14 protein-coding genes are annotated in these 20,143 nt (G+C 70.7%); 10 read left to right on the forward strand and 4 right to left on the reverse strand.

The window, feature by feature from the left end:
- Nucleotides 1-54: 54 nt before the first annotated feature.
- Complete coding sequence (locus tag BLS56_RS11315; protein WP_091449935.1) at nucleotides 55-597, reverse strand: DUF2020 domain-containing protein; 543 nt, start codon at nucleotides 595-597, stop codon at nucleotides 55-57.
- 146 nt (nucleotides 598-743) lie between these two features.
- Between BLS56_RS11315 and BLS56_RS11320 the strand changes: the two genes are divergently transcribed.
- Nucleotides 744-1,166, forward strand: a complete 423-nt coding sequence (locus tag BLS56_RS11320; protein ID WP_091449936.1) for a DoxX family protein — start codon at nucleotides 744-746, stop codon at nucleotides 1,164-1,166.
- Between the two features lie 75 nt (nucleotides 1,167-1,241).
- Here the strand turns inward: BLS56_RS11320 and BLS56_RS11325 are convergent, their stop codons facing one another.
- Complete coding sequence (locus BLS56_RS11325) at nucleotides 1,242-2,078, reverse strand: alpha/beta hydrolase family protein (RefSeq protein ID WP_175482770.1); 837 nt, start codon at nucleotides 2,076-2,078, stop codon at nucleotides 1,242-1,244.
- A 258-nt stretch (nucleotides 2,079-2,336) separates the two neighbouring features.
- Nucleotides 2,337-3,437: a toll/interleukin-1 receptor domain-containing protein gene (locus tag BLS56_RS11330; protein WP_091449938.1), complete on the reverse strand. Its 1,101-nt coding sequence runs from the start codon at nucleotides 3,435-3,437 to the stop codon at nucleotides 2,337-2,339.
- Nucleotides 3,438-4,022: 585 nt separating this feature from the next.
- Here BLS56_RS11330 and BLS56_RS11335 point away from each other — a divergent pair.
- From BLS56_RS11335 to BLS56_RS11360, 6 genes are all read left to right on the forward strand, one after another.
- A complete protein-coding gene (locus BLS56_RS11335; protein ID WP_228771556.1) occupies nucleotides 4,023-5,522 on the forward strand; it encodes an amino acid adenylation domain-containing protein in 1,500 nt (499 codons plus the stop codon).
- Nucleotides 5,519-5,740, forward strand: coding sequence for an acyl carrier protein (locus tag BLS56_RS11340; protein WP_091449940.1), 222 nt, complete (start codon nucleotides 5,519-5,521; stop codon nucleotides 5,738-5,740). Before BLS56_RS11335 ends, BLS56_RS11340 begins: the two co-directional genes overlap by 4 nt.
- Complete coding sequence (locus tag BLS56_RS11345) at nucleotides 5,737-7,056, forward strand: flavin monoamine oxidase family protein (RefSeq protein WP_091449941.1); 1,320 nt, start codon at nucleotides 5,737-5,739, stop codon at nucleotides 7,054-7,056. The genes BLS56_RS11340 and BLS56_RS11345 overlap by 4 nt, the downstream gene beginning before the upstream one ends.
- 64 nt (nucleotides 7,057-7,120) lie before the next feature.
- The gene (locus BLS56_RS11350) at nucleotides 7,121-8,782 is read left to right on the forward strand and encodes a class I adenylate-forming enzyme family protein (RefSeq protein WP_175482771.1); all 1,662 of its coding nucleotides are present in this window, start codon (nucleotides 7,121-7,123) and stop codon (nucleotides 8,780-8,782) included.
- Between the two features lie 52 nt (nucleotides 8,783-8,834).
- Entirely contained in the window at nucleotides 8,835-10,250 is a 1,416-nt protein-coding gene (locus tag BLS56_RS11355) for a KamA family radical SAM protein (protein WP_091449943.1), read from the forward strand.
- Nucleotides 10,251-10,291: 41 nt separating this feature from the next.
- Entirely contained in the window at nucleotides 10,292-10,885 is a 594-nt protein-coding gene (locus BLS56_RS11360; protein ID WP_091449944.1) for a TIGR03086 family metal-binding protein, read from the forward strand.
- Between the two features lie 8 nt (nucleotides 10,886-10,893).
- On the opposite strand, the gene paaI is transcribed toward BLS56_RS11360, so the two are convergent.
- Complete coding sequence (gene paaI / locus BLS56_RS11365) at nucleotides 10,894-11,349, reverse strand: hydroxyphenylacetyl-CoA thioesterase PaaI (RefSeq protein ID WP_091449945.1); 456 nt, start codon at nucleotides 11,347-11,349, stop codon at nucleotides 10,894-10,896.
- A 74-nt stretch (nucleotides 11,350-11,423) separates the two neighbouring features.
- Here paaI and BLS56_RS11370 point away from each other — a divergent pair, with 74 nt between their 5' ends.
- The 3 genes from BLS56_RS11370 to BLS56_RS11380 all read left to right on the forward strand — a co-directional run bounded on the left by BLS56_RS11370 (nucleotide 11,424) and on the right by BLS56_RS11380 (nucleotide 20,083).
- Complete coding sequence (locus tag BLS56_RS11370; protein WP_091449946.1) at nucleotides 11,424-11,816, forward strand: acyl carrier protein; 393 nt, start codon at nucleotides 11,424-11,426, stop codon at nucleotides 11,814-11,816.
- A gap of 70 nt (nucleotides 11,817-11,886) precedes the next feature.
- Nucleotides 11,887-18,279, forward strand: a complete 6,393-nt coding sequence (locus BLS56_RS11375) for a type I polyketide synthase (protein ID WP_091449947.1) — start codon at nucleotides 11,887-11,889, stop codon at nucleotides 18,277-18,279.
- Nucleotides 18,280-18,286: 7 nt separating this feature from the next.
- Nucleotides 18,287-20,083, forward strand: a complete 1,797-nt coding sequence (locus tag BLS56_RS11380; RefSeq protein ID WP_091449948.1) for a polyketide synthase — start codon at nucleotides 18,287-18,289, stop codon at nucleotides 20,081-20,083.
- The last annotated feature ends 60 nt before the right edge of the window (nucleotides 20,084-20,143 follow it).

Raw genomic sequence — 20,143 nt, forward strand, 5'->3', positions numbered from 1 at the left:
AGGACAGACGGCCGCGTCCCGGTGCCCGGGGCGCGGCCGTCTCGCGTCCTGGGCCTAGAGGCCCGCGTTCTCGATCACGGCCTCGGTGATCCGGCGCGCCTTGATGGTCTGCTCCTGGTTCGTGGTGACCACGACCGCGGTCCCCGCCTTGGCGACGGCGTACACCGCGCCCTTGTCACCCGATAGCGAGCCGCCCTTCCACCCGGCGGGCGCGGACGCGGGGTTCGACGTGGCGATGGGCGCGGCCTCGTCCACGATCGCCTTCGCCACCACCGGCTCCCCGGCGTAGATCCGCACGGTGAGCTGCACGTTGCCGTCCGGCCGGTAGAAGAAGCACGCTGGCTGCGGCTTGTCCGCCGACGTGCGCACCTTGGTGACCCGCTGGCCGTTGGCGTCGGCCACGACCGCGCTCTCCAGGTACGGGCACGGGCCGCCCGCGACCGGCTCCGGCATCGGCGGCGCGACCGCGGCGGCGGTGGCCCCCGGCGGCGGCGCGGCCTGGGCCGGGGTCGACGTCGGCGACGGGCCGCCGGTCGAGTCGGTGGCGCACGCCGCGAGGGCGAGCAGGGGCGCGGCGAAGATCACGGCTCGTTTCATAGCGGGGCAAGTCAATCAGACCGCCGGAAGTGTGGCCACGGCCACTGGTCTGAACCGAGCGGGCGGCGCGCGGCATTACAAGGTGCGTGGCCTCGCGCCACGTTCACCCGACTGTCCCGACTGTCCCGTCTGAAGGAGAGCCAGGCATGGACCTGTTCGACCGAACGAAGGCCCACGTGCTTGCCCTGTTCCGGATCGTCATCGGCCTGCTGTTCGCCGCGCACGGCGCCGCGACCCTGTTCGACGTGCTCGGCGGCCCGCAGAGCGGGCACGTTCCCGAGTTCGGCGCGTGGCCCGGGTGGTGGGCCGCGGCCATCCAGCTCGTCGGCGGGGCGCTGGTGTTACTCGGCCTGGGGACCCGCGCCGCCGCTCTGGTCTGCTCAGGCTCGATGGCGTACGCGTACTTCGTCGCGCACCAGCCGCAGAGCCTGTGGCCGCTGCAGAACGGCGGCGAGCTTTCCGCGATGTTCTGCTGGAGCTTCCTGCTGGTGGTGTTCTTCGGCCCCGGCAAGTGGGCCATGGACGCGCTGTTCGACCGCACCCGCGAACGGGCAGCCGTGGCGGCCTGACCGCGCCCGAGCGGGCGAGGGCCGTCCCCCGCCCGCTCGGAATGGTTCCACGTGGAACCTGGGTTCTCTCCGGACCTAGAGGTGCTCGGCCAGGAAGTCGGCGACCACGTGCCGGTTGAACTCGACCAGGCCGTGCGGGTCGTGCCGCAGCAGCGCCTCGGCGTCGGTGAACGACGCGTGCGTCGCGTTCGTGGGCGTCTCCACCCGCCGCTCCCCCGTCGAGTTGGCTAGCAGCGCCTGCCACGACGGGGTCGGCGGCCTGCTACCGACCAGCAGGAACGGCCGGTCGACCCCGTCGGTCGCCACCGAGGACAGGTTCGTCCCGTCGTCGTCGAACCCGATCGACAGCTGCCCGTCGAAGTTCACCGCCGCCCGGACCCGCGGGTCGTCGTGCATCGCCTGCAACGCGGCGAAGCCACCGGCGGAATGCCCGACCACGGCGACCCGCGACCGGTCGACCAGCCCATCGGGCAGGGAGTCGAGCACGAAGCGGACGTCCGCGACCCGGGTGTCCACGATCCCGCGCAGCAGATCCAGCGTCGGCTCCCGGTCGAACACCACACTCCGCGCGACCCGCCCGTCCGGGAACTCGACCCCTGAGGACTCGTAGGTGTGGTCGACGGTCACGACCACATAGCCGCGGCTGGCGAGGTCGTCCACGAGCGACCCGTTGAAGGTCCGCGAATCCCCCAGCCCCGGCGAGTAGATGACGACCGGCCGCGGGCCACCGCTGGTGTCCGGCGCGGCGTTCCGGTGGGCGTGCGTGCGCACCGCGGCCCAGTCGAATGTCCCCGGCTCGACCCCGTAGTTGAACCGCCCCGCCAGGTCGCCGAACGCGGCGGCCTCGCCCGCCGTCATCTGCCGGGCGCGCTCCCCCTGCCCCGGCAGCGCCGGATAGCGCACATCCACCATCAGCTCGCGAAACGGTTGTCCCCCAAGGAAATCCTTCCGCCCCTGATCAACGAGCCGCAGCGAGACCACCCCCACCGCGCTCTCCCCCGTCGGCTCGGGCAACACCGGCGCCGCCCCGCCCCCGACTACCGGGCCACCCACAACCAAACTGCCTATAACGGACAAAGCCACAACGCTCATGCCGAAACCGTATGGCCTGCCCTCACCCCGGAAGAACCCGCCAAACCCCCGATCTCAGGTAGGGAAAACCCCCACCGCCTACCGCGGAAGCCGCTCGAACACCCGGTTGATCTCAGCCTCCAACTCGGCGATGGCCACCGGGTCGGGCGCGATCTCCAACGGAACCGCCACCTCGACCCTGTCCGACCGCCCCGATTCCACCAACTCCGGAATCCGGTCTATCCGACTGACGAACGCGTCCACAAAGGAATTGATCTGCGCGATAGGCCGGTCCGCGATCGCGGCCGCCTTCTGGAAAACGTCCCCGAACTCGTCGGGAGCCCGAATCCCACGGGTGCGCAGGGCCCAGTCCACCAACTCATCGAAGACCCGCACGAACCGCCCGGCGGCGTGCCTGATCTTGTCCGCGTCCCCGGCTTCCCCGAGCCGCCCGAAAATGAGCACCTGCACCCGCTCGTCGAACACCCGCATGAGATTTTCCAGGATCGCGAGCGGCTCCCCCATGAGCTCACGCAGACGGTCTTCCGCCTCTTCAGCGGAGTACGCGCGGTCCCCGGGCGTGGCGAATCCCATCTCGTGGTCCATCAGCTTCGCGTGCATGTCCTGCCTGCCCACCAGCACCTCGCCCCCGAAGAGCAGGTACTCCCAACACGCGTGCCGAGTCGCGACCAGCCGCTCGATCTCCGCCCGGCTGCGCGGTGTCTGCGCGAACCGCGGCCGGGCGTCCACCGCGGACTGTCCCAACGAGACCCCGGCGCCGCACAGCTTCGCGACCACCAGCTCCGCCAGCTTCTCCGGCTCCAGCCCGGTCAGATCGATATATCCCAGCGTGTCCCGAAGCCCAGGAATCTCCGTCCGGTCGAATCGGGCGGGCAGGATGTAGTCGCCCTTGGTGCGGACAGCCCGAGCCTGCGCGCTCTTGCGCTCGTGACTGGTCCACACCTTCTCGGCGTACTCCCGCGAAGCGAACAGGACACAGAAATGGGACCAACTCCCATAAACTTTGTCCAAATGCTCGAACAGGTCGACGCCCCACAGGTTCGCCTGCTCATACGTGTCGTAGAAAACGCGAACGTCACGCGCTTTCAGCGCGGCCGCCACCCGCTCCACATAAGCCCGCCGCTCACCGGCGAAAGAAAGGCAAACGTCGTACCTATACTCCGCGTTGTCCACCGACATACACCTATGCTAGTGGAGCCCCCGGCACCCACCCAGCCTGCGATAAACTCCTGCCACCCCAACGGGCGACACCTGGTGGAGACGACCTGAAGCCTGTGCCCCACTCCAGGGACCGGTCGATCACGAACCGGAGAGCAGGCCATCGACCTCCAAAAGCAGGCCGCGCCAGCTCCTGGCCGCGCGCGGGCACGCCATGCCACACATTCCCCGCCGACCGCAACCGCCAAGGGTGTTCTCAGCAAAGCAAAACCGCCAAACAATCGTTGATGCGAACAAATGGGTTAACAATAAAATGACCGGTGATGCGCGTCACTTGAACGATGATCGCAACTCAAGTAGCGTCGTTGTCACAGCGGAACGAAAGTTCGCGATGGGGTGTGTCCAAAACTCGCGATGGGGTGTTTTTCGGTGAGTGGATAACCGGGGCAGTTCCCTAATAGCTACTCCGACGCTTTCAGCACATAGTCCTTCGCTCGAACTCAAAGTGCTGGGCAGGCCTCAGCGCGCCCTGTGAGCTGTTTTCGCGAGGTTGCCGCTGCCCGTCGAGAGGACATTATGTCAATAGATCGCGCGACCGAGGTCACTATGCGCGATGTGGTCGACATGTTCGACAAGTGCGCCGAACAGTTTCCTGATCGACCAGCGCTCATACACGGAGACAACGTCACCAGTTACGCCCGACTGGCCGAGGCGGTGCGGGCGACGGCAGCCATGCTCGGCCCCGATCCCGGCGTAGTCGGCGTGCTGACCGCCCGCAGGCCCGAGGTGGTCGTCGCGCTGTTGGGCGTGCTGGCCGCGGGCGGCACGTATTGCCCGATCGACCCGGCGTATCCCCTGGCCAGGCAGCAGGCGTTGGTCACGGTGGCGGGCTGCCAGGTGGTGATCGCGGCGGCGCCTGGCGCGGCAGCGCCGCCCGGCGCGCGCGTGGTCGACCTGCCGAGCGGACCCGCGCCCGATCGGGTGGAGTTTCCCGCCCGAAAGGGCGACGCCGCGGCCTATGTCCTGTTCACCTCGGGTTCGAGTGGCGCGCCGAAGCCGGTGCTTGTCCCGCACCGGGCGATCGCGACCGTGGTGCGCGGGCTCGGCGAGCTGTTCGGCATCACCCCGGATGACCGGGTCCTCCAGTTCGCGGCGCTGAACTGGGACACCTGCCTGGAGGAGATCCTGCCCGCGCTCACCAGGGGCGCGGCGCTGGTCTTCGACGACGACGCCTACTCCGGTTCGCTCCCCCGACTGCTGCGCGTGGTCGAATCCCAGGGAATCACGGTCCTCGACCTGCCGACGGCGTTCTGGCACGAGCTGGTGGACCACCTGCACACGGGTGAGCACACCGTGCCCGGCTCGGTCCGGCTGACGATCATCGGCGGCGAGGCCGCCGGTCCGGTCCGGCTCACCCAGTGGCGCGGTCGGGGAACGGACCGGATTCGCCTGGTCAACACCTACGGCTGCACCGAGACGACGCTCATCACCCACGCCGTCGACCTGCACGGCCCGTTGGCGCCCGGGCCGGGGGCGTGGTGGGGCGAGGGCAAAGCTCCCATCGGCCACGCGCTGCCCCACGTGCGCGCGCGGATCGACGCCGCGGGGCAGCTGCTGGTCGGCGGGCCCGGACTGGCGTCCGGTTACCTCGGTATGCCCGAGGTGACCTCGGCCAAATTCGTCGCGGACGACACTGGCGAAATCTATTTCCACACCGGCGACCGGGTGAGTGTCCGGCCGGACGGCATGGTCGTCCACGAGGGCAGAATCGACCACGAGTTCAAAGTGCGGGGAATCCGGGTCGATCCCGCCGAGATCGAGGCGCACATCCTCGAACACCCAGAGGTGGCGTCGGCCGCTGTCGTCGGCGCGGGCGCCACCGAGCGAATCGTGATGACGGCCTATGTCGTGTCCCGATCCGCGACCAGGCCGGATCTCGCCGCCGATATCCGGTCGCGACTTCGGCTGCGGGTGCCCGGCCATCTCGTCCCGCACCACGTCAAGGTCGTGCCGGAGCTCATGCGCACGGCGACCGGAAAAGTGGACCGGTCCGCGACGCACGCGAAATATCAGCAGAAGCCATTCGAGAGGACATCCGAGTCATGAGCGTTGCGGAAATCGCAGCCATCTTCCGACGAGTGCTGGAGAACCCCGATGTGCACGAGGGGTCCGACTTCTTCGACCTCGGCGGGGACTCGCTGCTGGCGACCCGGGTGCTGAGCGCGATCGCGCGGGACTCCGGAGCCGAGCTGACCTTCGACGACTTCGCCGAGGCGTCGACGCCGCGGGCGCTGGCCGACAAGCTGTCGATGGTGCCGCGGTGAAGGCAGTCGTCGTAGGTGCGGGCCTCGCGGGCCTGACCGCCGCGACCAGCCTGGCCGACGCGGGCGTGGACGTGGTCGTCGCCGAGGCCAGGGACCGGGTGGGCGGCCGGATGCGCGGCATCGAGGTCGCGCCCGGCCGCTGGGCCGACGCGGGCGCGGCGTACCTGGGCGACCGGCACGTCGAACTGCACCGGCTGCTCTCCAAGCACGGGCTCAAGACCTGCCCGACCACCATGGAAGGCGCGAGCCGGTTCTCCCTCGGCGAGGGGGCGCGGTCGCGGTCCGGCCGGTTCCCGCCGCTGCCCGCGGTCGCGCTCGGCGAGCTGTTCGAACTGCTCGACGGCCTCGCCCGCGCCGTCGACGTGGACGCGCCGTGGCGCACCCCGGACGCCGAGCAGCTGGACTCGACGACCGCGGCGGCGTGGGCGCAGGAGAACCTCACCTACCCCGAGGGCAAGCTGTTCTTCCCGCTGTTCCTCGGGGAGATGATGGCGGCGGCCCCGTCCCGGATCTCGGTGCTGCACATGGCCTTCTACCTGCGTTCGGGCGGCGGCATCCGCTACCTCAACGCCTTCGAGGGCGGCGCGCAGCAGGACCGGGTGGCCGACGGCGCGCACGCGCTGTGCGAGGCGATGGCCGCCGAACTCGGCGACCGGGTCCGCCTCGCCGACCCGGTGCACGCCATCCACCAGGACGCCGACGGCGTCACGGTGCGCTCGGCGTCCGGATCGGTGCGCGCGGACGCTGTGGTGGTGGCGGTGCCGCCGGTGCTCGCCGACCGGATCGACTTCTCGCCTGCCCTGCCCGTCGCGCGGTCGACCGCGCACACCGCGCCGGGCTGCGCGGTCAAGGTGCACCTGGTCTACCCGGCGCCGCTGTGGCGCGAGCACGGCCTGTCCGGCTGGTCGGTGAGCTCGGACGGCCCCCTGCTGTCCACTGTGGACGACTCGCCGCCGGATGGCTCCGTCGGGGTGCTGACCGGCTTCGTCACCGGCGACGACGCCGTCGAGTTCAGCGGGCTGGACCCGGCCGAGCAGCGGGCCCGCGCGCTCGCCCAGGTCCGCACCCTGTTCCCGGACCTGCCCGCGCCGACCGCCTGCCACGTGACCGACTGGATCAGCGATCCGCACAGCCGCGGCTGCTACGCGGCCCTGTTCGGCCCGGGCGACTGGATCGGCCTCGGACCGCACCTGGGCGCGGCGCACGGCCGGGTGCGGTGGGCGGGGACGGAGACCAGCACCGAGTTCTTCGGATTGATGGAAGGCGCGATCCGCTCCGGACGGCGTGCCGCGGCGGACATCCTCGGCAACCACTGAACGTGAAGGAGTGCATATGCCCGCACCGAGCCCTGTCGCCCCTCTCGAAGTCCGCAGGAAGTTCATGACCGAGCCGGACCTCGGCGCGGGCAACTTCCTCGACTACGCGCTGGCGGCCAACCCCAACCGGGCGGTCCCGTACGCGTTCACCCACCGCACCGACCAGCGCGGCCACATCGTGATCAAAGGCCACAGCCTGCAAGACCTCGCCGCGACCCGCGACCGGTACGCGAAGTGGTACTGGTCCAACGGTATCCGCCCGGGCGACCCGGTCGCGGTGTTCGTCGGCGAAGGCCTCGAACCCCTGCTGCACTTCCTCGCGCTGACCGCGCTCGGCGCCGTTCCCGCGATGATCAACGACGCGATGGCGACCACCGTCGCGATCCGCTACCTCGACCACATCGGCGCCGAAGGCCTCGTCGCCGACGACCCGACCCGGCTGGTGGCCGGTTTCCGGGCCGACCCGAACAAGCGCAGGCCGCGCTTCATCGTGCCGACATCGGAACTGCGGGTCTTCGACGGCGAGCACAGCGCCCTGCCGGAGGTCTACCCGTACCGGCACGCGCCGGACGAGATCGTCGCGCTGATCCACTCCTCCGGCACCACCGGCACGCCGAAGTCCACGATGCTGGCCCACCGGCAGTTCTGGGACGGCAAGCAGCCCCGGATGGAGCGCTTCCCCGCCGAGCCCTACGACAGGCTGCTGTCCCTCATGCCGCACACCCACGCGGGCGGCCTCAGCTACTTCATGACGGCCACCCTGCTCGGCCTGCCCACCATGGTCATGTCCGGCTGGCAGCGCTCGGTGGTCGAGCCGGTCATGGCCGCGTTCCAGCCGACCATGGTCGCCTCCTTCCCCCGCACCTACGTGGAACTGGCCACCGGCGAGCTGCCCGAAAGCGCGGCGGCGAGCGTGCACAGCTGGTTCAACACCGGAGACAGCGCGCACTACGGCCACATCCGCCGTCTCGTCACGCTGGGGCGGCGCCCGGCGAAGCTGATCAAACCGTGGCTGCTGCCCAGCGGGGACGCGGGCGAGGAAACCCTTCCCGGGTCGCAGTTCATCGACGGACTCGGCTCGTCGGAGATGGGCATGGCCCTGTTCGGCCAGGTCACCACGCCGGAATCGCCGCGCAACGACCGCTGTGTCGGCAAGCCGCTGGAAGTGGTGCGCGAGGCGGCGGTGCTCGACGTCGACGGCAACCCGGTGCCCGACGGCACGGTGGGCCTGCTCGCGGTCAAGACCCCGTCGCGCACGCCGGGGTACTGGAACGACCCGGAGCTGACCACCTCGTTCGAGGCCGACGGGTTCTGGCTCACCGGGGACGTGGCCCGCCGGGACGCCGACGGCAACTTCTACCACCTCGACCGCACCGTCGACGTGATCGACACCGCGGCCGGGCCGGTGTACAGCCTGCCCATCGAAGAGGTGCTGCTCGCCGACTGCGACGCGGTGGTGCTGGACTGCGCGGTGGTCGGCGTGCCAGCCGAGGACGGCGCCGGTCAGCGGCCCGTCGCCGTCATCCGGCCGCAGGCGGGCGCGCAGGACGTGGCCGCGGCCGATGTGCTCGACCAGGCGAACAAGGCGCTCGCCGCCGCCGGGCTCGCCGAGCTGGCCGAGGTGATCATCGCCCGCGGCCCGGAGGACTACCCGACGGGCGTCACCGGCAAGGTCCTCAAACGCGAGCTGCGGACCCGGCTGGCGACCCTGCTGCGTCAGGGCTAGCGCCCAGCCAGGAAGCCGACCAGCGCGGAAGTCGAGCAGGAGGGAAGTCGCAGTGCTCACCTACCAGGCCGAGCCCGACACCGGACTCGCACAGCCTTACGAATACACCCGCCGGGAGCTCGTCGAGCCGGACTGGCGCCGGTTTCCCGGCTGGGCCGGGGTCACCGAGGCGCAGTGGCGGGACGCGCAGTGGCAGCGGGCGCATTGTGTGAAAAGCGCTCGGCAGCTGCGTTCGGTGGCAGGCGATCTGCTGGCGGAGTCGTTCTACGAGGACTTGGCCGCCGACCAGCAGCAGCTGGCCACGATGTCGATGCTGCTGCCGCCGCAGATGCTCAACACGATGGCGCCAACGGCGTCGCCGTCGCAGGCCGCGTTCACCGAGGCGTTCTTCGCCGACCCGATTCGGCGCTACATGCTGCCGGTGCGCTCGGACCGCGACCCGGTGTGGCCCAGCCATCCGCATTCGGAGCGGGATTCCCTGCACGAGGCGGAGATGTGGGTGACGGAAGGACTCACCCACCGGTATCCGACCAAGGTGCTGGCCGAACTGGTGTCGACCTGCCCGCAGTACTGCGGGCACTGCACGCGCATGGACCTGGTCGGCAATTCCACGCCGCAGGTCCAGAAGAACAAGCTGACGCTGCGGCCTGCCGACCGCCAGGACCGGATTCTCGGCTACCTGCGCGCCAACCCCGGCGTCCGGGACGTGGTCGTCTCCGGCGGGGACGTGGCGAATGTGCCGTGGAAGCAGCTTGAGGCGTTCGTGGCGGGCCTGCTCGACATCGAGTCCGTCCGCGATATCCGGCTGGCCACGAAGGCACTCGCCGGACTGCCCCAGCACTGGCTGCAGAACGATGTGGTCGAGGGCCTGGAGCGGATCGCGCGGGTGGCCGAGCGGCGCGGGGTGAACCTGGCGATACACACCCACGTCAACCACGTGCAGTCGGTGACACCGCTCGTCGCGGAAGCCGCGCGGGCGGCGCTGTGGGCCGGTGTGCGCGACGTGCGCAACCAGGGCGTGCTCATGCGCGGGGTCAACGCCACGTCCGAAGACCTGCTGGACCTGTGTTTCGCGTTGCACGGCGAGGCGAACATCCTGCCCTACTACTTCTACATGTGCGACATGATCCCCAACGCCGAGCACTGGCGGATCGCGGTGTGGGAGGCGCAGGAACTGCAACACGCGATCATGGGATACCTGCCCGGGTATGCCACACCGCGGATCGTGTGCGATGTCCCCTATGTCGGGAAGCGCTGGGTGCACCAGCTTGACGACTACGACCGCGAACTCGGCGTGTCCCACTGGACCAAGAACTACCGCGCGGGCGCCGAGCGGCTGACCGCCGAGGACGCCGAGATCCTCAATCGGCGCTATCCGTTTTACGACCCGATCGCCACGCTTCCCGAGCGCGGTCAGGCGTTTTGGCGGGACAATCCCACGTGGGTAGCCAACAACCTGCTGGCATGAAACACGCCAGCCTGCAAAATTCACCCGAAGGAGAAACACCGATGGACGGCATCCTGGAACTCGACCGGCGCGCGGTGGAGGCGAGCACACGTGTTGTCTCGTTGGTTCCCGATGACGCGTGGGATTCTCCTACCCCGTGTTCCGCGTGGGTGCTCCGGGAACTGCTCGAACACATGATCGCGCAGAACCGGGGATTCGCCGCCGCCGCGGCGGGCAATGGCGATCTCGACATGTGGCGCGTTCGTCCCCTCGGCGACGACCCGAAGGCGGAGTACGCGGAATCGGCTCGCCTGGTGCTGGACGCGTTCGCCGAGGACGGTGTCCTTGCGCGCGAATTCCCGCTGTCGGAGATCACCACCCAGCGGACCTTCCCCGCCGCGCAGGCGATCAGCTTCCACTTCCTCGACTACGTCGTGCACGCCTGGGACGTCGGCGTCTCGGTCGGCGTGCGGATGGTGTTCGACGCCGACGTGCTCGACGCCGCCCTGACGGTGGCCCACCGGGAGGTCCCCGTCGGCCCGTTCCGGGAACAGCCCGACGCCTCGTTCGCCCCGGTGATCGAGGTGGCGCCGACCGCGCCGAAGCTCGACCGGATCCTCGCGGTGCTGGGCCGTTCCCCGAGTTGGCCGCGGTGATGCCGGGGCTATCCCCTGCCCGCGAACGGGTTTCCGCTGAGCATCTGGCTCTGCCCGCGGAACTCGGCGACCACCTCGCCGTCGCTGGTGCGCACCGTGACGTCGTAGAGCCCGGTGCGGCCGACGCGCTCGCGCTCGGTCGCCTCGGCGACCAGGTCGGCGCCGACCCGGGCCGGGCGCAGGAACGTCACCTGCGCGCTCTGCGCCACGTTGACCGAGGCGTAACTGTTGCACGCGTAGGCGAAGGCCGCGTCGGCGAGCAGGAACACGTAACCGCCGTGGCCGATGCCGTAGCCGTTGGTCATCTCGGCGGTGACGCGCATCGACACGCTCGCCCGGCCCGGCCCCACCTCGCCGAGCGTGATTCCCAGCGACTGGCAGGTGCGGTCGGTGGCGTAAAGCTCCTCGGCTCGGCGTGCCGCGACCGTCATCGCGTCGGCCTGCTCACCGTCGGCGCCTGGCATTCAGATTCCCCCCAGAGTCGATTGTCGGGCAAGTCCATTGTCGGGCATCAGGATCATAGGACACGGAAAACCCGATGAATCAAGTCACCCCGTTCATCGAACAACTGACCGCGGCTCCGCTTTCCGAACGGCCGACCGTGCTGGAGCGGATGGTGGTCGACAAATTCAGAGCCTTGTTGCTGTTCGAGAGCACCGATGCGTACCCGCTGGACGAGAGTTATTTCACGCTGGGCTTGACATCGCTGGGCGCCATGGACGTCAAGCGGCAGTTGGAGGAGCAACTCGGCCGGTCGATCGAGGCCGCGACGCTTTTCAACAACCCGACGACCGGATATCTGCTCGCATACCTGCGTTCCGAGGTGCTGGCGGATCTCTTCTGCGGCGCGCGGGCCACGGCCGACCACAGCCCGGACTCTGTCGAGGACGACCTCGTCGACGACCTGCTCCGCGACCTCTACGACGGATGACCAGTCAAGCCACCAGCCAGGTGATCAGTTGACCACGGCGGCAGCATCGCCGAGAAGAACAGGGCCTTCCATGACCGGTAACACCACAGCTTCCAGGACCGACGCGCTCACTCGGCAGCTGCTCGCCGAGAAGTACGAACCGATCGCGATCGTCGGAATGGGCGTCCACTTCCCCGGCGACAACGACGACCCGGGGAAGTTCGCCGATTTCCTCCGGGCGGGCGGCGACGGCACCGGCCCCGTTCCTACCGACCGCTGGGATATGGCCGCGCTCCAGGCCGCCGAGCGTGCCGCGGGCAAGCCGCCGCTGGCCGCGGGCGGCGGGTTCGTCTCCGGAATGGACCTGTTCGACCCGCGGTTCTTCAACATCTCGCCGAAGGAAGCCGGTTTTGTCGACCCGCAGCACCGCTGGGCGCTGGAATGCTCGTGGCGGGCGTTCGAGTCGGCGAACATCGACCCGGCCACGCTGCGCCACGGCAACGGCGGCGTCTATCTCGGGGTCGGCCAGATGGACTTCACCATCGAGGTCGAGTCGGTGCCGGACGGCGAACTCGACGCCCACATCGCCGCGGGCACCGCGCACAGCGCGGCCGCGGGCAGGCTGTCGTATTTCCTCGGCTGGCGCGGCCCGTGCCTGAGCGTCGACACCGCGTGCTCGTCGTCTCTGGTCGCGCTGCACCTCGCGGTCCAGGGCCTGCGCAAGGGCGAATGCGAGATCGCCCTGGCGGGCGGGGTCAACGGCACGCACCACCCGCGCAACCACATCGTCTACTCGCGCGCCCGGATGCTGTCCCCGGACGGCAAATGCAAGACCTTCGACGACTCGGCCGACGGCTACGGCCGCAGCGAAGGGTGCGGAATGCTGCTCCTGAAGCGGCTTTCCGACGCCCGGCGCGACGGTGACACGGTGCTCGCGCTCGTGCGCGGCTCCGCGGTGCGCCAGGACGGCGAGAGCGGCGGCCTGACCGTGCCGAACGGCACCGCTCAGGCGGCGCTGATGCGCGCGGCCCTGGCCAGCGCCAGGCTGAAACCCGCCGAGATCGGCTACGTGGAGGCGCACGGCACCGGCACCTCGCTCGGCGACCCCATCGAGATGAGCGCCATCGACACGGTGTTCTCGTCCTCGCGCGCGGCGGACGATCCGCTGGTCGTGGGGTCGGTCAAGACCAACATCGGCCACATGGAGGCCGCGGCAGGCGTCGGCGGGATCGTCAAGACCGTCTTGCAGATGCGGGAGGGTGTGATCTACCCGCACATCAACCTGACCACGCCGTCCCGCCACATCCCCTGGGACCGGTACCGGGTGACCGTGCCGACCGACGTCCGCGACTGGGCCGCCGACGGGCCGCGTCGGGCGATGGTGAACTCCTACGGTTTCGCGGGCACCATCGCCTCGGTGGTGCTTGAAGAGGCGCCACGGCCCAAAACCGCGGCCGAGCCCACCGACACCGCGGACACCGGGGTGCTCACCATTTCCGCCAAGACGCACAGCGCGCTGCCCGCGCAACTGCGGCGGTACCGGCGTTTCCTCGATGACAACCCCGACATCTCGATCGCCGACCTGTGCCACACCGCCAATGTCGGGCGCACCCACCTCGCCGCCCGGATCGCGGGCCCCGTCGACACGCGCGCCGACGCGCTGCGCCTGCTCGATGAGGCGCTGTCGGCCCCGCCGACCGACTCGGAGCCGTCGCTGTCGAACGTCGCGTTCATGTTCGCCGGGCAGGGCTCGCAGTACCCGGGGATGGGCAAGGCCCTCTACGACCGGTACCCGGTGTTCCGCGCGCATGTCGACGACTGCGACCGGCTCTTCGCCGCGCACCTGGGGATGTCCGTCCGCGACATGATGTTCGACTTGTCCTCCGACGACGCCGACGACATCCACCAGACCCAGCTCACGCAGCCCGCGCTGTTCACCCTGGAATACGCGCTCGCGCGGCTGTGGATGGACTGGGGCGTGCGGCCGACTGTCCTTTTGGGACACAGCATCGGCGAGATCGTCGCCGCGACCGTCGCCGGGCTGTTCACCGTCGAGGACGCGGTGACCCTGGTGGCCGCCCGCGCCCGCCTCATGCAGGCGGTGTCCGCGCCCGGCGGGATGATCGCCGTGCGCGCCGCGGCGGCCGACGTCGCTCCCCTGCTGGCCGACTTCCCCGATGTGGGCCTGGGCGGGATCAACGCGCCCGAGCAGTGCGTGATCTCCGGCGGGCACGACTCGCTCGCCGCGATCGTCGCCACGCTCACCGAGCGCGGTGTGAAGACCAAGGCGCTGTCGGTCTCGCACGCGTTCCACTCGCCGCTGATGGCCGAGGTGTTCGACGCCTTCCGCGACGCCCTGCGCGACATCGCTTTCCACGAGCCGCGATTGAGCTTCGTGTCGAACGTGACCGGCGCGGTCGCCGCGTTCGCCGAGGTCGGCACCGCGGAGTACTGGGTGCGCCACATCGCCGAGCCGGTGAACTTCGCCGCGGGGATGCGCGCCGTGCAGGAGCGCGGCGCGCACGTCTTCGTCGAAGTGGGGCCCGCCGCGACGCTGAACAACATGGGCAGGCAGAACACCGATCCCGCCGCCCACCTGTGGGTGAGCAGCCTCGATCCCGCTGACGAGGGAACATCGACCATCCGCCGCGCGGTCGCGCGGTGCTACACGGCGGGTCTGCCGATCGACTGGGCGCGGTACCACAGCGGGCGGCCGGGCCGCCGCGTCCCGGCGCCGGGGTATGTCTTCGACCGCAAGCGCTACTGGCTGCCCGCGCTGCCGGGAGCCGCGTCGGGCGCCGCGTCTCACCACCCGCTGCTGGGCACGGAGATTTCCGCCGCGGCCGAGGCCGCCGATGGCCGCAGGGTGTTCCGGACGCGGCTGAGTCCGCTGGCGCCGGGATACCTCGCCGACCACGTCGTCATGGGGCAGGTCGTGTTCCCCGGCGCGGGGTATGTCGAGACGATCCTCGCGGCGCAGGACGCGGTGTTCGGTGAGACCGCGCGCCCGCTGCGCGATATCCGGATTCTCGAACCGCTGTTCCTCGCCCAGGACGCGCTGACCGAGGTCGAGACCCGGCTGCGTCCCCTGGGCGACGGGGAGTTCGCCGCGGAGATCGTCAGCCGCGTCGAGGGCCAGGACGGCGCCATCGAACGCCTGCACGCGACCGCCGTGATCGGCGGCCCGCCCCAGCCGACCGCGGCCACCGCCGAGGTGGTGGCCAGGCTGCGCGCCGAACGCGACCGCGGCCAGGCGCGGGCAACCGTGTCGGCGGACGACCTGTACGCGCGCTACACCGACTTGGGCCTGCCGTACGGCACGCGGTTCCGGCTGGTGCGCGAGGTTTCCCGCTTCGCTGAGACGTTCGCGGTCGGCGACCTGCGCGCCGCCGCGCACTCGGCGGTCGAGCAGCTGACCGCGGCCGTGCTGGACTGCGCGATGCAGACCATCGGCGGGATCGTGGATCTCTCCGACGCGTACCTGCCGGTGGCGTTCGCCACGATCGAGCTGTTCAAGAAGCCCAAGGGCGATCTCGAAGTGCTGACCGAGATCACCGCGCACGACGACGACGGCCTGACCGCCGACATCGTCGGCATGGAAGGCGACCGCGCTGTCTTCGCCGTCCGCGGGGCCCGGCTCAAGCGCGTCGCGCGGCCGAACGCCTCGTCCGGTCGCGCGTTCCTGGAGCCGCGGTGGGTCAAGCGCTCCCTGGTGGAGCGGGCGTCGACCGGCCCGGCGACGGTGGTCGTTGCGCACCGCCCGCAGGCGGATTTCGACGCCGTGGCCCCGGTTCTCGCCAAGGCGGGAGTCGAACTGCGGTTCGCCGCCGACGGCCGGGAAGCGGCGCGGATGGTCTCGGCCGCGGTGTCGGACGCCGAGCTGTGGTGGTTCTGGCGGGCCAGCCCCGACCTCGACGGAGTCGACCGGCTCGACGCGGAATGCGCGGCGAACTACCGCGACCTGCTCGATCTGATGGCCGGACTCGACGGGGCGAGCGTGGGCAGGTCGGTGCGGCTGCGGCTGATCACCGAAGGCGCCCAGGCCCTCCCCGGCGACCCGCCCGCCCGCGCGGAGCACCAGGCCGCGGCGTCGCTGTGGGGCGCGGGCCATGTGCTGTTGACCGAGTACCCCGCGCTGCGGGCCACCCTGGTCGATCTGGCCCAGGGCGACCTGCGTGCCCTCGCCGACGAGCTGCTGCACGGCGACGCGGGCGACGGGGAGTTCCAACTCGCCTACCGCGGCGGAATCCGGCATGTCCGCAGGCTGGCTCCGCTGGCCGCCCCCGCCGAGGGCGACTTCGAGCTGCGGATCACCGAGTACGGGGACTTCACCAAGGTCAAGCCGGTGCCGGTGCCTGCCGACGGCGTCGAGCCGGTGGGCGACGAGGTGACCATCGCCGTGCACGCGGCTGGCTTGAACTTCAAGGACGTCCTCAACGCGCTCGGCCTGCTGCGGCAGTACGCGCTGGACAACGGTCTGCCGGAGCAGGATCTGCCGCTCGGCTTCGAGGCCGCCGGGACGGTGGTCGCCGCAGGCCCGGCCGCGCGGTTCCAGCCCGGCGACGAGGTCATGTTCTCCCGGGTCGGATGTATGCGCTCGCGCGTCACGGTGCCGTCGTCGGTCGTCGTCGCCAAACCGTCCACTGTGGACTTCGAGCGGGCGGCGGCGATCCCGGCCGCCTACGTCACCGCCTACCACGCGCTGCGCGATCTCGCGCGCGTCAAGCCGGGAGACCGGGTGCTCATCCACGCGGCGGCGGGCGGTGTCGGACAGGCAGCGGTGCGGTTGGCTCAGCTCGCGGGGGCGGAGGTGTTCGCCACGGCCAGCCCGCGCAAGTGGGATCTGCTGCGCGGGCAGGGCGTGCGGTGGGTCATGAACTCCCGCTCGCTCGACTTCGCCGACGAGATTCTGGCGGCCACCGACGGCAGCGGCGTGGACGTCGTGCTCAACAGCCTGGCCAACGAGCACGTCGCCGCGAGCGTGCGCTGCCTCGCGCAAGGCGGCCGGTTCGTGGAACTCGGCAAGATCGGCATCTGGTCGCCGGAGCGGATGGCACGGCAGCGGCCCGACGCCGAGTACCACAACTTCGACCTGAGCGAGTTCGCCCCCGACGAGCTCGACCGGCTCACCGGCGGCATCCTCGACACCGTCGCCGGACTCCTCGCGGCAGGAGACATCGAGGCCCCGCCCACTGTCGCGTATGGACTGGACGAGATCGATGAGGCGTTCGGCGTGCTCAGCCGGGGCGCCAACATCGGCAAGCTCGTGCTGCGGCTGCGTGAGGACCGCCCGGCAGCGGCCCCGGCGCGGATCAGCCCGGACGAGACGTACCTGATCACCGGCGGCCTCGGCGCGCTCGGCACGGTCACCGCCGGGCGGCTGGTCGCCGAGGGGGCGCGGAAGCTGGCGCTGATGAGCAGGCGTGAGGTGTCCGCGGCGGACGTCCAAACGCTGACCGAGGCGATCGGCGCGGATGTGGAAATCACCGTGCACCAAGGCGATGTGGCCGACGCCGACGACATCGCGCGGATCACGGCCGCGGCGAATCCGCCGGACGCGCCGCTGGGCGGGGTGATCCACGCGGCGGGAACGCTCGCCGACGCGCCGTTCGAGCGGCAGACCTGGGACAGCTTCGACACCGTGCTCAGGGCGAAGGTCCGCGGCTCGTGGCTGCTGCACAAGGCGATCGAGGACATCCCGAGTGTGCGCTTCTTCGTCGGCTACTCCTCGATTTCCTCGGTGCTCGGCGCGGCGGGCCAGGCGAACTACGCCGCGGGCAACGCCTATCTCGACGCGCTGATGCGCCTGCGGGCGGCAGCGGGCCTGCCCGGTCTCAGCGTGAACTGGGGGCCGTGGGCCGAGGTCGGCATGGCCGCGGAACTCTCGGCCAAGCAGATCGAGAGCACCGAGGACCGGGGCATCAAGTTCATCAAGCCGAACGAGGCCTCGCGGGCCCTGGTGCGGGCGCTGGGCGCGGGCGCGCCGCAGGTGGTCGTCGGCGAGTTCGACTGGTCCGGCTACACGGCGGGACTGGCGGTCGCCGACGCCCTGTTCTCCCGGTTGAGCGACCAGGGGACGCAGCGCGAGGACGACTTCGACGTCGCGGCGCTGGACTCGCTGACCGACACCGAACGCGCGGGCGCCATCCGCGACGCCCTGCGCGGCCGGGTCGCGCGCGTGCTGCGGTTCGGCTCGGCCCAGGACGTCGGCGCCGACGCCCGGTTCGTGGAGCTCGGCCTGGACTCGCTGGCCGCGGTCGAGCTGAAGAACGCCCTGGAGTCGCTGTTCCGGATCGCGCTGCCCACCTCGGCGCTCTTCGACCATCCGACCGTGCGCGCGCTCGCGGAGTTCGTGCACAAGTCGCTGTTCGCCGAGGAAACCAGCGCCGACCCGTCCCATGAGGCCGCGGCGGACGAGGTGCGGAACCTGACCGAGTCCGAGGTCGACGCCGAGCTGGCCGCACTGCGCGCGCTGAACCTGTGAGGAACCGTTGAGCTACATCGACTATCTGGACTCGCTGTCGAAGAAGCAGCTTATGGTCATGCTCGCCCGGCGCAGGCAGGAGGACACCGAGCCCATCGCGCTGGTCGGCATGGGCGCCAGGCTGCCCGGCGGGATCGGTTCCCCGGACGAGCTGTGGGCCGCGCTGCGCGGCGGCCGGGTGGTGCCGACCAGCGCGGTCGGCCCGCCGCTGGACAGCCTCGGCCGCGCTCGCTGGAACCTCGACGCGCCGGACCTCGCCCCGATCGCCGACGTCCTCGCCCACGGCGCGTTCCTCTCCGACGTCGACGTGTTCGACGCCGCGTACTTCGGCATCTCCGACGCCGAAGCGCTGCACATGGACCCGCAGCAGCGGCTGCTGCTGGAGGTCGCGGTGGCGGCCGTCGCCGACGCCAACCTGACGCTGGCCGAGTTGCGCCGCGCCACCGTGGGCGTCTTCGTCGCGGCTGGCCAGGTGGAGTACCCGTTCGCGCGGCTGCGCAACGGGACGGACGCGGACGACCTGTCGCCGTTCATGAGCACCGGAAGCGGCGTCGGCGCGCTGTCCGGCCGGATCGGCATGGGGCTGGGCGTCAGCGGCCCCGCGGTGAGCATCGACACGGCGTCGTCGTCGATGCTCACCGCGGTGCACCTCGCGGAGCAGTCGCTGCGCCGCGGGGAATGCGATGTGGCGCTGGTCGGTGTGTGCAACCTCGTGCTCTCCCCGTTCAGCACGGCGATCCTGGCGCGCGCGGGCATGGTCTCGCCGTCCGGCCGGAGCAGGCCGTTCACCGCGCGGGCCGACGGCCACGTCCGCGGCGAGGGCTGCGGCGTCGTGGTGCTCACCCGGGCGTCCGATCCGCTGGCCAGCCGAGTGCGGCCGTACGCGGTGATCCGCGCGGGCGCGGTGCACCAGCACGGGGACCGTCCCGCCATGTCGGTGGCCTCGGCGGCGGGCCAGCGGACCGTGATCGACCTCGCGCTGCGCCGGGCGGGGGTGCGGCCGCACGACGTGCACTACGTCGAGGCGCAGGCGAACGGGTCGCGGATCGGCGGGATCATCGAGGCCGAGACGCTGTCGCAGGCTTACGAGCGGGACCGCCCAGGCGCACCGCCGCTCTACCTGGGCTCATGCAAGGCGAATCTGGGCTATGCCGAGACCGCGTCCGGCGCCGCCGCGCTGATGAAGACCGCGCTCATGCTCGCGCACCAGGAGATCGCGCCGCAGGTGGGCGCCGACGACCTCGATCCCGGCGTGCCGTGGCAGGGGCTGGGGCTGCGGTTCGCGGCAGCGCCGACCTCCTGGCCGGTTTCCGGACCGCGCCGGGCGGCGGTGAGCGGGTACGGCTTCGCGGGCACCCTCGCGCACGTGATCTTGGAGGGGGTCGACAGCGGGGACACCGCGACCGCGGGCGGTTCCGAGCCCGCGCTGCTGGTGCTCTCCGCGCACAACGCCGAAGCGCTCGCCGCGACCGCGCTGCGGCTGCACACCTATCTCGCGGATCATCCTGAACTGCCGGTGGAGTCCGTGTGCCGAACACTGGCGCTGGGCCGCGACCACGGTCCGGTCCGCGCCGCCGCCGTCGTGCCCGACCGCACCAGCCTGCTCGCCAAGTTGGCGGCCATCGCGAAAGGCACGACGCCCGATCTTCCTGGCGAAGGCGAACTGGCCGCGCTCGCCGCCCGCTTCCGCGCGGGCGCGGACGTCGACTTCGGGGCTCGGGACAACACACCCGCCCTGTGCCGCCTACCCGGCCCAGTGTTGACCGGCCGCAGTTTCTGGCCCACCGACAACATCTGGCACTGAGTCATCTGGCACTGAGTCATCCGGCACTGAGTCATCCGGCACTGAGCCCGATCGGAGACC

The organism is Actinokineospora iranica, assembly GCF_900101685.1.
Classification (GTDB): Bacteria; Actinomycetota; Actinomycetes; order Mycobacteriales; family Pseudonocardiaceae; genus Actinokineospora; species Actinokineospora iranica.